13 protein-coding genes are annotated in these 13,661 nt (G+C 72.0%); 3 read left to right on the top strand and 10 right to left on the bottom strand.

Going from position 1 to position 13,661, the window contains the following annotated elements:
* Window position 1: 1 nt before the first annotated feature.
* Window positions 2-1,123 carry an acyl-CoA dehydrogenase family protein gene (locus BA062_RS19300; RefSeq protein ID WP_425452932.1) on the bottom strand — a complete coding sequence of 374 codons (1,122 nt, stop codon included), beginning with the start codon at window positions 1,121-1,123 and terminating at the stop codon, window positions 2-4.
* Between the two features lie 132 nt (window positions 1,124-1,255).
* Here BA062_RS19300 and BA062_RS19305 point away from each other — a divergent pair, with 132 nt between their 5' ends.
* Both BA062_RS19305 and BA062_RS19310 read left to right on the top strand, forming a co-directional pair.
* Window positions 1,256-1,858: a TetR/AcrR family transcriptional regulator gene (locus BA062_RS19305; RefSeq protein WP_110338670.1), complete on the top strand. Its 603-nt coding sequence runs from the start codon at window positions 1,256-1,258 to the stop codon at window positions 1,856-1,858.
* Between the two features lie 79 nt (window positions 1,859-1,937).
* On the top strand, window positions 1,938-3,539 hold the full coding sequence (locus tag BA062_RS19310; RefSeq protein ID WP_110338671.1) for a succinic semialdehyde dehydrogenase: 1,602 nt from the start codon (window positions 1,938-1,940) through the stop codon (window positions 3,537-3,539).
* Window positions 3,540-3,661: 122 nt separating this feature from the next.
* Here the strand turns inward: BA062_RS19310 and BA062_RS19315 are convergent, their stop codons facing one another.
* From BA062_RS19315 to BA062_RS19330, 4 genes are all read right to left on the bottom strand, one after another.
* A complete protein-coding gene (locus BA062_RS19315) occupies window positions 3,662-6,667 on the bottom strand; it encodes a helix-turn-helix transcriptional regulator (protein WP_110338672.1) in 3,006 nt (1,001 codons plus the stop codon).
* Between the two features lie 61 nt (window positions 6,668-6,728).
* Window positions 6,729-6,935: a hypothetical protein gene (locus BA062_RS19320; protein ID WP_245959903.1), complete on the bottom strand. Its 207-nt coding sequence runs from the start codon at window positions 6,933-6,935 to the stop codon at window positions 6,729-6,731.
* Window positions 6,936-7,107: 172 nt separating this feature from the next.
* The gene (locus BA062_RS19325; protein ID WP_110338673.1) at window positions 7,108-7,317 is read right to left on the bottom strand and encodes a DUF397 domain-containing protein; all 210 of its coding nucleotides are present in this window, start codon (window positions 7,315-7,317) and stop codon (window positions 7,108-7,110) included.
* A 31-nt stretch (window positions 7,318-7,348) separates the two neighbouring features.
* Window positions 7,349-8,200 carry a helix-turn-helix domain-containing protein gene (locus BA062_RS19330; protein WP_110338674.1) on the bottom strand — a complete coding sequence of 284 codons (852 nt, stop codon included), beginning with the start codon at window positions 8,198-8,200 and terminating at the stop codon, window positions 7,349-7,351.
* A 189-nt stretch (window positions 8,201-8,389) separates the two neighbouring features.
* Here BA062_RS19330 and BA062_RS19335 point away from each other — a divergent pair, with 189 nt between their 5' ends.
* Window positions 8,390-8,746 carry a hypothetical protein gene (locus tag BA062_RS19335; RefSeq protein WP_245959904.1) on the top strand — a complete coding sequence of 119 codons (357 nt, stop codon included), beginning with the start codon at window positions 8,390-8,392 and terminating at the stop codon, window positions 8,744-8,746.
* Window positions 8,747-8,752: 6 nt separating this feature from the next.
* Here BA062_RS19335 and tesB read toward each other — a convergent pair whose 3' ends face one another.
* The 5 genes from tesB to BA062_RS19360 all read right to left on the bottom strand — a co-directional run bounded on the left by tesB (window position 8,753) and on the right by BA062_RS19360 (window position 13,564).
* Window positions 8,753-9,658, bottom strand: a complete 906-nt coding sequence (tesB, locus tag BA062_RS19340; protein WP_110338678.1) for an acyl-CoA thioesterase II — start codon at window positions 9,656-9,658, stop codon at window positions 8,753-8,755.
* A 37-nt stretch (window positions 9,659-9,695) separates the two neighbouring features.
* Complete coding sequence (gene pyk / locus BA062_RS19345) at window positions 9,696-11,120, bottom strand: pyruvate kinase (protein ID WP_110338680.1); 1,425 nt, start codon at window positions 11,118-11,120, stop codon at window positions 9,696-9,698.
* Window positions 11,121-11,186: 66 nt separating this feature from the next.
* Window positions 11,187-11,852 (bottom strand): DUF2461 domain-containing protein, encoded by a 666-nt coding sequence (locus tag BA062_RS19350; RefSeq protein ID WP_110338682.1) that lies wholly within the window; start codon window positions 11,850-11,852, stop codon window positions 11,187-11,189.
* 17 nt (window positions 11,853-11,869) lie between these two features.
* Window positions 11,870-12,433 (bottom strand): TetR/AcrR family transcriptional regulator, encoded by a 564-nt coding sequence (locus BA062_RS19355; RefSeq protein ID WP_110338684.1) that lies wholly within the window; start codon window positions 12,431-12,433, stop codon window positions 11,870-11,872.
* Between the two features lie 105 nt (window positions 12,434-12,538).
* Window positions 12,539-13,564, bottom strand: coding sequence for a 6-phosphofructokinase (locus BA062_RS19360; protein WP_110338686.1), 1,026 nt, complete (start codon window positions 13,562-13,564; stop codon window positions 12,539-12,541).
* Window positions 13,565-13,661: the final 97 nt, after the last annotated feature.

The raw sequence follows: 13,661 nt of genomic DNA on the forward strand, positions 1-13,661 counted from the left end.
TTCAGAGCGTGCGAGAGATGATGTCCTTCATGATCTCGCTGGTGCCGCCGAAGATCCGCGAGATGCGGACATCGGCCCAGGCCCGCGCGATCGGGTACTCCATCATGTAGCCGTAGCCGCCGAAGAGCTGCACGCAGTCGTCGACGACCTTGTTGACGCGCTCGGTGGTCCACAGCTTCGCCATCGCCGCGCCCTGCACGTCCAGCTCGCCCTTGAGGTGCCGCTCGATGCACTGGTCGAGGAACGCCCTGGCCACGGCGGCCTCGGTGGCCGCCTCGGCGAGCTTGAACTTCGTGTTCTGGAAGCCGAAGACGGGCCTGCCGAACGCCGTGCGCTCCTTGGTGTAGGCCAGCGTCTGCTCCACGGCGGCCTCCATGCCTGCCACCGCGGTGACCGCGATGATCAGCCGCTCCTGGGGCAGCTGCTGCATGAGCTGGATGAAGCCCTGGCCCTCCTCGTCGCCGAGCAGGTTCGCGGCGGGCACGCGCACGTCGTCGAAGAACAGCTCGGCGGTGTCCTGCCCGCGCAGGCCCACCTTGTCGAGCACGCGGCCGCGGCGGAAGCCGGCGGTGTCGGTGGGCACGGCGATCAGGGAGACGCCCTTCGCACCCGCCTCGGGGTCGGTCTTCACGGCCAGCACCACGAGGTCGGCGTGTGCGCCGTTGGTGATGAACGTCTTGGCGCCGTTGATGACGTACTCGTCGCCCTGCCGCACGGCGCGGGTCTTGATGCCCTGCAGGTCCGATCCGGTGCCCGGCTCGGTCATGCCGACGGCGCCGACGTACTCGCCACTGGCGAACTTCGGCAGCCACTCCTTCTTCTTCTCCTCCGAGGCGTACGCGAGGAGATAGTGCGCGACGATTCCGTTGTGGACGGACACGCCCCAGCCGCCGTCGCCGCTGCGCGCCTGCTCCTCGTACAGCACGGCCTCGTGGGCGAACGTGCCGCCGCCACCGCCGTACTCCTCCGGAATGGACAGTGCGAGCAGGCCGACCTCACCGGCCTTGGTCCACAGTTCGCGGTCGACCTGCTTCGCCGCGATCCAGCGCTCCTGGTTCGGCGTGAGCTCCTTCTGGCAGAAGGTCTTCGCGAGCTGCCGGAAATCGTCGAGATCCTCGGTCATCCACGAGCTTCTCTGGATGTTCAGCGGCACGGGCCTGCCCTCCTGATCCCCGGTGACTGGAAAACAATCCAGTTGGAATGTAAGTTCTGACCGGAATGTACATCCGCCCGGCGGACAGGTAAAGGGGGCGGCGTGACCACGGCACGGGGACACCGCACGCAGGCCGAGCGGCGCGAGCAGACGAGGACGGCCCTGCTCGACGCCACGATCGACTGCCTCGTCGAACTGGGCTACCCGCGCACATCCATGCAGGAGATCTGCGCGCGGGCCGGCGTGTCGAAGGGCGCCTTCCAGCACCACTTCGCCGCGAAGACCGAGCTGATGGCCGCCGCGGTGGAGCACCTCACCAATCGGCTCAAGGAGCAGCGCGAGCCCGAGATCGGCAGGCTGCCGGAGGGGCCGGAGCGGATCGCCGCCGCGGTGGACCTGCTGTGGGACTCCTACTCCGGCACGCTCGCCACGGCCGCGATGGAGCTGTGGATCGCGGCACGCACCGACCCCGAGCTGCGCGCGGCCATGCGCCCGGTCGACCGCGCACTCGGCCGCTCGACGCTGGAGCAGATCGCGACGCTGTCCGGCAACCTGCCGAGGGAGAAGGTCGAGACGCTCTACTGGCTGACCGTGAACCTCACGCGCGGACTCGCCCTGGACGCCGAGCTCGGCGGCGACCCGCACCGGCGCAAGCAGCTGCTCGACGAGTGGAAGCGCATCGCCGTGGCCCACTTCGCGAGCTGAGGGTTCCCAGCACGGGCACTGGCGGCCATACTCGCGGTATGTTCTACTCGTCGGTAACAACGTCGCTCACGGAGGCGCCATGACGAGCACCGTTCCCGCACGCGCACAGCTGCCGGGCACGATCGGCGGGGTGACGGGCGCCCCGCCCGCGGGCAGGGCCACCGCGCTGGTCGACCGCGTCGCCGGTGGTGCGGACTCGCCGCCCGTGGAGATGCAGGCCCCGTTCACCGGGTGGACCACGGCCGTGCTGCCCCAGGCCACCGACGCCGACACCCGTGCCGTGTTCGCCCAGGCGCGGCGCGCCCAGCGCGCGTGGGCCGCCCGGCCCGTCGCCGAGCGCGCCCGCGTGCTGCACCGCCTGCACGAGCTCGTGCTCCGGCACCAGGACGAGGCGCTGGACCTGGTGCAGATCGAGGCGGGCAAGGCCCGGCTCGACGCCTTCGACGAGGTGAGCGCCACCGCGCTCGTCGCCGACCACTACGGCAGGCACGCGCCGCGCCTGCTCGCCCCGAGGCGCGCGCCGGGCGCGCTGCCGGTGCTGACCAAGGCCGGAGAGGTCCGTCACCCCAAGGGCGTGGTCGGCATCATCTCGCCGTGGAACTACCCGCTCGCCCTCACCGCGATGGACGTGCTGCCCGCGCTCGTCGCGGGCAACGCCGTGGTGCAGAAGCCGGACAACCAGACGGCACTGTCCGCGCTGTGGCTGCACGAGCTCGCCGAGCGGGCCGGGCTGCCCGTGGACGCCTGGCAGATCGTGCTCGGCCGGGGTTCGCGGATCGGCGACGCGATCGTCGAGGAGTCCGACTACGTCTGCTTCACCGGCTCCACCCCCACCGGCAAGGACCTCGCGGGCCGCATCGCCACGCGGCTCACGAGCTACTCACTCGAGCTGGGCGGCAAGAACCCGATGATCGTGCTGCCCGACGCCGACGTCCGCAAGGCCGCGGCCGGAGCGGTCACCGCGTGCTTCGCCTCGGCCGGCCAGCTGTGCGTCTCGGTGGAGCGGATCTACGTCCACGACAGCATTCGCGAGGAGTTCGTCAGGGAGTTCGCGGCGCGCACCGAGGCGCTGCGGCTCGGCGCGGCCCTGGACTACAGCGCGGGCATGGGTTCCCTGACGTCGCGGGAGCAGCTGGCCGCCGTGTCGTCGCATGTGGACGACGCGAGGGCCACGGGGGCCACCGTGGTCACCGGTGGGCGGGCCCGGCCGGACCTCGGGCCGCTGTTCTACGAGCCCACGATCCTCACCGGCGTCACCGAACGCGCGAGGCTGTTCGCCGAGGAGACGTTCGGCCCGGTCGTGTCGGTCTACGGTTACTCCGAAGTGGACGACGCGGTGGAACGCGCCAACGACACGCCGTTCGGGCTCAACGCGAGCGTGTGGACGCGAGACGCGCGCCGAGGCTGGGACGTCGCCGCCCGGCTCAAGGCGGGCACGGTCAACGTCAACGAGGGCTACGCGGCCACGTTCGGAACGGTCGGCGTGCCGATGGGCGGCATGAAGGACTCCGGCGTCGGCAGGCGCAACGGCGCGGAGGGACTGCTCAAGTACACGGAGGCACAGGCGATCGCCGTGCAGCGGGGCCTGCGGCTGCGCCCGCCGCGCGGCCTGCCGCCGGCGCTGTGGACGAAGGCGATGACGGCGGGCATGAAGGCGCTGCGGCACCTGCCCGGCCGCTGAGCCGGGCGTGACGGGAGCACCGCTACGTTCGCAGTGAAGGCCACCTTCACTGCGTTCGACGCAGTGAAGGTGGCCTTCACTGCGGCAGGCGGGGTGGACTCCCTGCGGAAGGTTACCTGCGGCTACGGCGCGGCCTTGGTGAGCAGGCCCTTGTCGTAGGCGATGGCGACGGCTTCGGCTCGCCTGCTCGCCCCGAGCTTCGCCATCGCCCGCGACAGGTGCACGCTCACGGTCTTCTCGCTGATGAACAGCTCCTCGCCGACCTGGCGGTTGGTGCGGCCGAGCGCGACCCGTTCGAGCACCGAGCGTTCCCGTTCGGTGAGCAGGTCGACGGTCTCCCTCGGCGGAGCCAGGCCGGGCAGCGCGATCCGCCCTCGCTTCGCGAGCGCCCGCACGGCTGCGCCCAAGGGCACGGCGCTGAGCCGCTCGGCGAGCGCATGCGCCTCGCCCAGCTCGTGCGTGGGCCGCCCGGTGTCCCCGGCGGCCAGCAGGGCGTCGGCGTGGTGCAGCCGGCAGATCGCCTGCTCGTACACGGCGCCGTAGCCGAACGCCTCGGCCGCCTTGGCCCACAGCGCCGGGTCGGCGGGCCCGGTCAGACCACTGGCCGCGGCCTCGGCCCTCGCGAGCCACGCCTGCCCCTCCGGGCCGAGCGTGCCCGTACGCGGGCGGCCGTGTTCGGCGCAGTCGCGGACGTGGGCCAGCAGTTCCTCCCCCGCCGACACGGCGGCGCCCGCCGCGGCGACGTCGGCCCGCAGCCGGGCCGCGGCCGCCCACGCGGCGGCGGCCTCGATGCCGAGCGCGCCGACGCGGATGCCGCCGATCGCCTTCGGCGCCAGCTCCTCCAGCCAGCCGATGCCTTCGCGGCAGCGGCGCACGGCCTCCTCGTGGTCGCCCTGCCAGTACGCCAGCTCGATCCCGCCCGAGCTGGCGGCCAGCGCGATCCAGAGGTCCGAGCGGCGCTGGCTCCGCAGCTCGGGCACGAGCCGCTCGGCCTCGGCGAAGCGGCCCCTCGCCACCAGCAGGTGGACCCACGCCGTGTTCATGATCATGGTGACGGTGTTCGACACCGAGGAGTTGGGCCGCTCGCCGCTGTCCTCGGGCCAGTCGCCGCTGGTGTAGCGCAGGGCGACAGAGCGAAGCCGCGAGCCGATCCCGAACGAGCTCCACGTCAGCCCCGTCTCCTCGGCCCGCTCGACCGCCTGCCGGTACAGGCCGAGCGCGGCCGGGATCTCGCCTTGGTCGTCGTGGCTGAGGGCGTGGTAGTACAGCGCCCGCAGTTCGACGTGCAGCGCCCCCGCCGCACGGGCCTTGCGCACGGCCTCCACGAGCCGCTGCCGGGCCTCCTCCACCCGCGTCGCCGAGTCGGCCAGCGCGCCGAGCGTCACGAGCGCCGACGCCTCCGCGCCGCCGACCCCTGCCGCACGGGCGTCGGACACGGCGGTCTCGGCGCTCCACCACGCCTCGTCGAGCCGCTGCTGGCCACGCAGGATCTGCGCGCGCGTGGCGAGCACCCACGCCCTCGCGCGGCTCGGCTCGCCGTCGGCGACCAGCTCCCACGCCCGCTCGATCGCCCCCGGCGCCTCGTCGAACGTGCTGTCCAGGCTCAGCAGCGACTCCGCGAGCCTGCGCCACACCATCGCCGCACGAGCCCCGTCGAGATCGGGCGGCAGCGCCTGCACGGCCGAGCGCGCGAACGCGATCGCGCGCTCCGGATCGCCGGACACGCCCGCGTAGTGTGCGGCCTCCTGCAACAGCCGCAGCTCGTCGTAGCCTTCCGGCCTGCCGTCCTCCGGCACGGCGTCCCAGATGTCCAGCGCCTGCTCGATGTGCCGCAACGCCGTGCCGGGCGCGCCGAGCCGCTCCGCCTCGTCGGCGGCCTGCACCAGCGCGGTCAGCGCGGTGCGGAAGTCCTTGCTGCGCATGCTGTGGTAGGCGAGCTTGGCCTCGTGCCCCCTGCCCTGCGGGGTCGCGCGGATCCTGGCCGCGTACGCGGCGTGCATGCGGGTCCGCTCGCCGGGCAGCAGGTCACCGTAGACGGCTTCCTGCAGCAGCGCGTGCCGGAACTGGTAGAAGCCGCGCTCGATCACCAGCACGTGGTGTTGCACCGCCTCGCGCAGCGACTCGTCCAGTTCCAGCTCCCCGAGGCCGGACACCTCGGCCAGCGCGGCATGGGACACCGCGTCGCCGGCGACGGCGATCGCGCGCAGCACGCGGCGCGTGTCCGGGGCGAGCCGCTCCAGCCGCGCGAGCAGCAGCTCGGCGAGCCCCGCGGGCACGTCGTCCCCACTGGCGCAGGAGGCGAGCAGTTCCTCGGCGAAGAACGGGTTGCCCTCCGAGCGGGCGACCAGGTCGGCCACCTGCTCCGCCGTGAGCGGCTCCTCGGCCAGCGCCTCGACGAACGCCCTCGCCTCGGCTTCGGCGAAGGGGTGCAGCTCCACGCGTTCGACGGCCGGCAGACGCACGAGCTCCACGAGCAGCGCGCGCAGCGGGTGCGTGCGGTAGACGTCCTCCTCGCGGTAGCTGCCGATCACGAGCAGGCGCTGCGACCGCAGCCGTGACGCCAGGAAGGACAGCAGGTTGCGCGTGGCGCCGTCCGCCCAGTGCAGATCCTCCAGCACTAGCACCACGGTGCGGTGCCCGGCGATCTCGGTGAGCACGCCGAGCACGGCGTCGAAGAGCTGCAGCTGTCCGAGGTCGAGGTCGGCAGGCAGCCGGGGCCGCACGTGGACGTCGGGCGCGGACAGCTGCGCGAGGTCGGGATCGGCCGCGGGCTCCTCCGCCACGAGCGGCAGCAGGCGGGCGAGCGCGGGCCGCGCGCGCACGGCGGCGGCGATCACGTCGTCGCCGGTGGTCGCGAGCGGAGCCAGCGCCTCGGCGAACGGGAGGTAGGGCAAACCGCCCTCCCTGACGTCGAGGCACCGGCCGGTCAGCACCAGCGCACCCTGCGCCCGCGCGTCGGCGGAGAGCTCGGTGAGCAGCCGGGTCTTGCCGACCCCCGCGTCACCGGCGAGCAGCACCGTCGAGGCCTCCGACCGCCCGGCACGCGCGACCGCCGCGCGCAGGCGCGCCAGCTCGTCGGCACGGCCGACGAGCGGAATTCCGGAACCAAGGCGGGGCACGAGAAGCATTGTCCCGTACCCCACCGACATTCCAGTCATGGTTTTCGCGCAGAGCATGACGCGCCCCGGCTCAGCTCGCGCGCCGCAGCACCCTAGGACTGTCCGCGTCGTACTCGCCGGCGCGCTGTTCGGGAACCCGGACCTCCGGTACCGCCCTGCTCCACCGGCGCCTGCGGGCCGCGGCCGCACCGCGGCCCGCCTTGCGCAGCTCCTCCTGGCGGTAGGCGACCTCGGCCCTGACGGCGTCCCACGCCCACTCCCCCGGCATCCTCGTCATCCCTCTCAACTCCTCGTTCCTCTGTGGTGAGGACGAGAGTCGTACTGAGGCGCGGGCACCGGCATCGGGCGTTCACGTCGAGTGGGGAGCCCCGGTGACTCGGCGGCCCCTTACCCGCCCGCGAGACGCGGGTGCCGGGGTAAGGGGCCGGAGGACGGCGGAAGACTGTGGGTCAGCGCAGGTTCAGCTCGCCGGAGCGCGCAGCGCTGAGCAGGGCGTCCCAGCCTGCGGAGTGCAGCGTCAGCAGCCCCGCGGCGGGGTTCTTCGAGTCGCGCAGTGCCGTGCCGTCGGGTGTGAAGGCGACCTCGACGCAGTCGTTGCCGCCACCGCTGTGCGTGCTCTTCCGCCATTCCAGGCCGGGAATGTCGACCTTGGTCCCCATTTCCCCACTCCTTAGCTCGTGAAGGTCTCTCTCAGGTTTCGTACCGCCGTCCGGCTTCCGCGATCACCTGGATCGAGTCGTCCGGTTTGAGGGCGGCGGCTCGCAAATGATCGAACATGAGGGCATAACGGCGCACGTCGGCCTCGAGCTCGAGATAGAGCCCCGTGCTCGTGCTGTCGACGTACACGACATCGTGATCGGCCTGCTCAGGAAAGCCGAGAATGAGAAAGGGACCCTCCATTCCGGGGTGGGCACCGGCGTTGAAAGGAACCACCTGAATGGTGACGTGCGGCAGCTGCGCGACCTCCAGGAGCCGGGCCAGTTGCTCCGCCATCACCTCGGTGCCGCCGACCTCGCGGTGCAGCACCGCCTCGTCGATCACGGCCCAGTACTCGGGCGGGTGCGGGTCCCGCAGCAGCTGCTGCCGTTCCATCCTCGCGGCGACCCTGCGGTCGATCTCGGTCTCCTCGGCGTCCGGGCGCATGGCCCTGATCACCGCGTGCGCGTAACGCCTGGTCTGCAGCAGGCCGGGAACGAGCAGCGCCTGGAAGGCGCGCAGCGAGCTGGCGTCGGCCTCGAGCCCGACGAAGGTACCCGTGAACACCTCGTTGTAGGCGTGCCACCAGCCGCGCTTGCGGGCTTCCCTCGCGAGCTGGACCAGCGCCTCCTGCTCGTCGCCGCGCACCCCGTACAGCTCGAGCATGTCGCGCGCGTCGCGCGGCGTGACGCCGACGTGCCCGGTCTCGATCCGGCTCACCTTCGAGGCCGAGCACTCGAGCTTCTCGCCCACCTCGTCGATCGTCAGGTCGGCCGCCTCCCGGAGCCGCCGTAGCTCGCTCGCCAGCCTGCGTCTGCGAACGGTCGGGCCCTGCCCTCGGGTCATGGCTTCACCTCCGGTCCACTCGGTCCCCGATCGACATCTAACCAGCCGCTTCCACGCCCGGTGACGCATTGACTCCGGCGCGGGCGGGCAACACTGCCCGATCGATGGACTGCAAATTGCAGGATCGCACGGTATGCTACCGCCATTGATGGTCAGAGTGTTCCATGCAATGAAACGCAGGAGACCCACGTGCCCGGGCGCGACCCCATCGTCAACCCGCTACAGGCGAGCGTGCACCGCAAGCTCGACGACATCACCCGCTCCGTGAGCGCGGGCACCGGATCGTCCCGGCAGCAGAACGCGCTGCTCGTCGCGGCGCTGCGGTCCGTACTCTCCGAGCACCGCCCCGACGCCACCGGGCACTGCACGGTCTGCCACGGCAGGCGGTCCCGGTTCCTCGCGCGCCGCCGCGGCACCCTGCCGTGCCGCGCCTACCTCGCCGCCCACCTCGCGCTCGGCCCCGACATCGAGGAGGCGACGAGCAAGGCGCCGGACCCCGCCCGCCACCACCGGCGAGGGCGCCCGCCGCTGCACGTCGCGAGCTGACCGCGCTCACACGATCCGGATGAGTCCTTCTTGGACGACGGTGGCGAGGTGCTTGCCGTCGCGGGAGAAGAACCGGCCCGTGGCGAGGCCCCGCGCACCGGAGGCCGTCGGCGAGGCACTGTCGTAGAGGAACCACTCGTCGGCCCGGAACGGCCGGTGGAACCACAGCGCGTGGTCGAGGCTCGCGCCGAGCACCCGGTCCAGGTCCCAGTACACGCCGTGGCTGGCGAGCACCGAGTCCAACAGCGTCATGTCGGAGGCGTAGGTCAGCACGCACACGTGCAGCAGCTGGTTGTCGGGCAGCGTGCCGTCGGCGCGCATCCACACCTGGTTGCGGGCCGGCCGCTCACCGCTCTCCCTGGTGACCCACGGCGGGTCGTTGACGTAGCGGAGGTCGATCGGCCTCGGCTGCGCTCGCAGGCCGAGCCTGCCCGCGTAGTCCCGGGTCCGTTCCACCAGCGTCGGCAGCGACTCGGGATCCGGAACGTCGGGCATCTCCTCCCCGTGCTCGACGCCCTCCTCCTCGAGCTGGAACGACGCCGACAGCGCGAAGATCGCCTTGCCGTGCTGCACCGCCACCACGCGGCGCGTCGTGAACGACCGGCCGTCGCGGATACGGTCGACCTCGTAGACGATCGGCACCTTCGGATCGCCGGGCCGGATGAAGTACGCGTGCAGCGAGTGCACCTTGCGCTCCTCCGGCACCGTGCGCCCCGCGGCGACCAGCGCCTGGCCCGCGACCTGCCCGCCGAACACGCGTGTGGGCGAGTGCGGCGGGCTCACGCCGCGGAAGATGTTCTCCTCGATCTTCTCCAGGTCCAGCAGGCCCACCAGCCGGTCGAGCACCAGCTGCCCGCCATGCCCCGCGTCTCCGTCCAGTCCCGACGCGGCCGCCCTCGCCAGCTCAGTCATGCCCGGAATTCAACACGCTCCGCGACGACCTCGCCCCTCAGGCGTGGTCGTCCTCACCGAGACGGTGCACACGGATCAGGTTGGTCGAACCGACGGTCCCCGGCGGCGAGCCCGCGACGATCACCACGAGGTCGCCCGCCTGGTACCTGCCCGTCTCCAGCATCGCGTGGTCGACCTGCTGGATCATCCGGTCCGTCGAGTCGGCGTGCGGCACGATCCGCGCCGTGGTGCCCCACGTCATCGCCAGCTGGCTGCGCACGCTCTCCAGCGGGGTGAACGCCAGCAGGGGCAGCCGCGTGTGCAGCCGCGCGAGCCTGCGCACGGTGTCGCCGGACTGCGTGAACGCCACCAGAGCCTTGGCGTTGAGCCGCTCGCCGATGTCGCGGGCGGCGTAGGAGATCACGCCGCGCTTGGTGCGGGGCACGTGGCTCAGCGGCGGCACGGACGGCAGGTCCGCCTCCACGGCCTCGACGATGCGGCTCATCGTCTCGACCGTCTCGATCGGATAGCGCCCCACGCTGGTCTCACCGGAGAGCATCACCGCGTCGGCGCCGTCGAGCACCGCGTTGGCGACGTCCGACGCCTCGGCACGGGTCGGCCGCGAGTTGTTGATCATCGAGTCGAGCATCTGCGTCGCGACGATCACCGGCTTGGCGTTCTCCCGCGCGATCTGGATGGCGCGCTTCTGCACCAGCGGCACCTGCTCGAGCGGCAGCTCGACGCCGAGGTCGCCGCGCGCGACCATCAGCCCGTCGAACGCCAGCACGATCGCCTCGAGGTTGTAGACGGCCTCGGGCTTCTCCAGCTTGGCGATCACCGGGACCCGGCCCTTGCCGACGCGGTCCATCACCTGGTGCACGAGGTCGATGTCGGCGGGCGAGCGCACGAACGACAGCGCGACGAAGTCGACGCCGAGCTGGAGCGCGAACTCGAGGTCCTCGATGTCCTTGTCGGACAGCGCGGGCACCGACACGTCCATGCCGGGCAGGGACACGCCCTTGTTGTTGCTGACCTGGCCGCCCTCGGTGACCTCGCAGATCACGTCCGGGCCCTCGACGGAGTCCACGACCAGCCCGACCTTGCCGTCGTCGACCAGCAGCCGGTCACCCGGCCTGGCGTCCCTGGCGAGGCCCTTGTAAGTCGTCGACACGCGGTCGTGGGTCCCGGCCACGTCCTCGACGGTGATGCGGACCTTGTCGCCGGTCCGCCACTCGACCGGACCGCCCGCGAAGGTACCGAGCCGGATCTTGGGGCCCTGCAGGTCGGCGAGGATGCCCACCGCACGGCCGGTCTCCGCCGCCGCGGCACGGATGAGGTCGTAGACCTCCTTGTGGTCGCCATGGCTGCCATGGCTGAAGTTCATGCGTGCGACATCCATGCCCGCCTCGACGAGCGCACGGACCTTCTCCGCCGTCGCCGTCGCCGGGCCGAGGGTACATACGATCTTCGCTCGTCGGCTCACACCCGGGAAGCCTAGTCCCTCACCGCTCGTACGTCTTTACCGATCCCGAGATCGTTAAGGAACGGTTCACCGGCGGGGCAGCTCGCTGGCCCCCACCCTGTCCCTCGCCCACTCGTTGAACGCCCGCAGCTGCCGCCACGCCTTGCGCACCCGGTCGAGGCACGCGCGCTCGTGCAGCGTGTCGTCGGGCTCCCACACGCGCACGGCGTACAGCGAGCGGTGCCGCAGCAGGTCAAGGCGGGGATGACCGGCATCGAAGCCCCTCGGCTTGGTCTTCATGCGGTCGCCCGCGATCTCCCATCCCGCCCCGCGCAGCTTGGCGAGGATCCTGGCCAGTTCCTCGCCGTGGATCTCGGTGTCGACCGCCTGCCGGAACCGGGCGAGCTGGTCGGAGGCGAGGTGGAAACAGCCGCCGCCCACCCGAAGGCCGTCGGGCCCCACCTCGACGTAGTAGGCCCCGCCGCCGCGGCCCTGCTCGATCACCGCGCCGCAGTGGGTCTTGTACGGGCTCTTGTCCCTGGCGAACCGGACGTCGCGGTAGGGCCGGAACACCTTGCCCTCGCCGAACCCGGCGCCGAACTCGGGCGCCAGCTCGGCGAGCAGCGCCTCCATCGGGGCGCGCACGTCGGACTTGTACGTCGCCAGATTCGCGTCCCAGTACGTCTTGGAGTTGTCGACCATCAGGCCGTCGTAGAAGTCGATGGCGTACTCGCCGAAACCCCCGAACCGCATGGTGCCAACCCTAGAACTCAGCCCGCGAGGTACCGGAAGAGGTCGTCGACGAGCTGCCCCGGCCCCGCGTTGCCCTTGCCGCCCTCGGCGATGTGCCCGGACAGCGCCAGATCCACCGCGCCGTGGGTGAGCGCGCGCACCAGCGAGCCCAGCCGCTCGGGCTCGCCCGGCGGCAGCGCGCCGGACTCCTGCGCCGCCGCGACGAGCGCCACGAGCCGAGCCTGGGCCGTCTCCGCCGCGGCACCCAGCTCCGGCAGGTCGTCGCCGGGCCAGCGGCCGAAGACGAGTTTGAACCGCTCCGGATGCGCCAGGGCCCAGCCGGCGTAGTGGTGCATCGCCGCGCGCAGGACCTCCCCCGCGTCGCCGCCGCGCCCGGGCTCGAAGGCCTCGGCCAGCCCGGTCAGCTCGCGGGCGGCGACGGCGCCCAGCAGCGCGCGCTTGTCGGCGAAGTGCTTGTACGGGGCGTTGTGGGACACCCCGGCCAGACGGCCGACCTCGCGGAGCGTCACGGCCTCGGGGCCGCCCTCGTCGAGCAGCCGGGCGGCGGCGTCGACGAGCGCCGCGCGGGTTCCGGGTGGCATCCGCTGATCGTAGCCGGGCCACGCTGCCGCCACGGCAGGGCGGCCGTCCGATGTGGACAACGGGCCGCTGACGGGCGGGCGGCCCCGTCAGCGGCAGGCGTCCGCTCAGCCGAAGAAGACCTCGGCCTCGGCGTAGCGCTCCGGCGGCACCGTCTTGAGCTCGGCGGTGGCCTCGGCGAGCTTGACGCGCACGATGTCGGTGCCGCGCAGGGCCACCATCACGCCGAAGTCGCCATCGGCGACCGCGTCCACCGCGTGCAGGCCGAAGCGCGTGGCGAGCACGCGGTCGTAGGCCGTCGGCGTCCCGCCGCGCTGGACGTGCCCGAGCACGACGGCACGCGACTCCTTGCCGGTGCGCTCGGCGATCTCCTCCGCGAGCCACGTGCCGACGCCGCCGAGCCGAACGTGCCCGAAGGCGTCCTTCTCACCGCTCTGCAGCACCTCGGCGCCACCCTCGGGCAGCGCGCCCTCGGCGACCACGATGATCGGCGCGTACTCGCGCTCGAACCGGCGCTCCACCCACTGCACGACCTGCTCGACTGAGAACGGCCGCTCCGGCACCAGGATCACGCTCGCGCCACCGGCGAGACCCGAGTGCAGCGCGATCCAGCCGGCGTGGCGGCCCATGACCTCCACGACGAGTGCGCGGTGGTGCGACTCGGCGGTGGTGTGCAGGCGGTCGATCGCCTCGGTGGCGATGTGCACGGCCGTGTCGAAGCCGAAGGTGTAGTCGGTGGCGCCGAGGTCGTTGTCGATCGTCTTGGGCACACCGACGACGTTCACGCCCTCGTCGGTGAGTCGCTTCGCGACGCCGAGCGTGTCCTCGCCGCCGATCGCGACGAGCGCGTCCACGCCCTGCTCGGCGAGCACCGCCTTGATGCGCTCGGTGCCGTTCTCCTCCTTGTACGGGTTGGTCCGCGAGGAGCCGAGGATCGTGCCGCCGCGGGTGAGGATGCCCTCGACGTCGTCGCGGCCCAGCGGCCTGCCCTCCCCGGTGAGCGGTCCGCGCCACCCGTTGCGGAAGCCGACGAACTCCCAGCCGTGCACGTCGATGCCCTTGAGCACGACCGCACGGATGACCGCGTTGAGCCCGGGGCAGTCCCCGCCGCCGGTCAGCACACCGACTCGCATCAGTTCAAACCTCCGCGTTTGTCCTGCGTTTGTTCTGCGTCACACTTGGCGCCGCCAGCCTAGCGGCACTCCTCTTGATCGGTGCAGGTGCGTCGGT

It is taken from the genome of Prauserella flavalba (genome assembly GCF_003202235.1).
In the GTDB taxonomy this organism is placed as follows: Bacteria; Actinomycetota; Actinomycetes; order Mycobacteriales; family Pseudonocardiaceae; genus Prauserella_A; species Prauserella_A flavalba.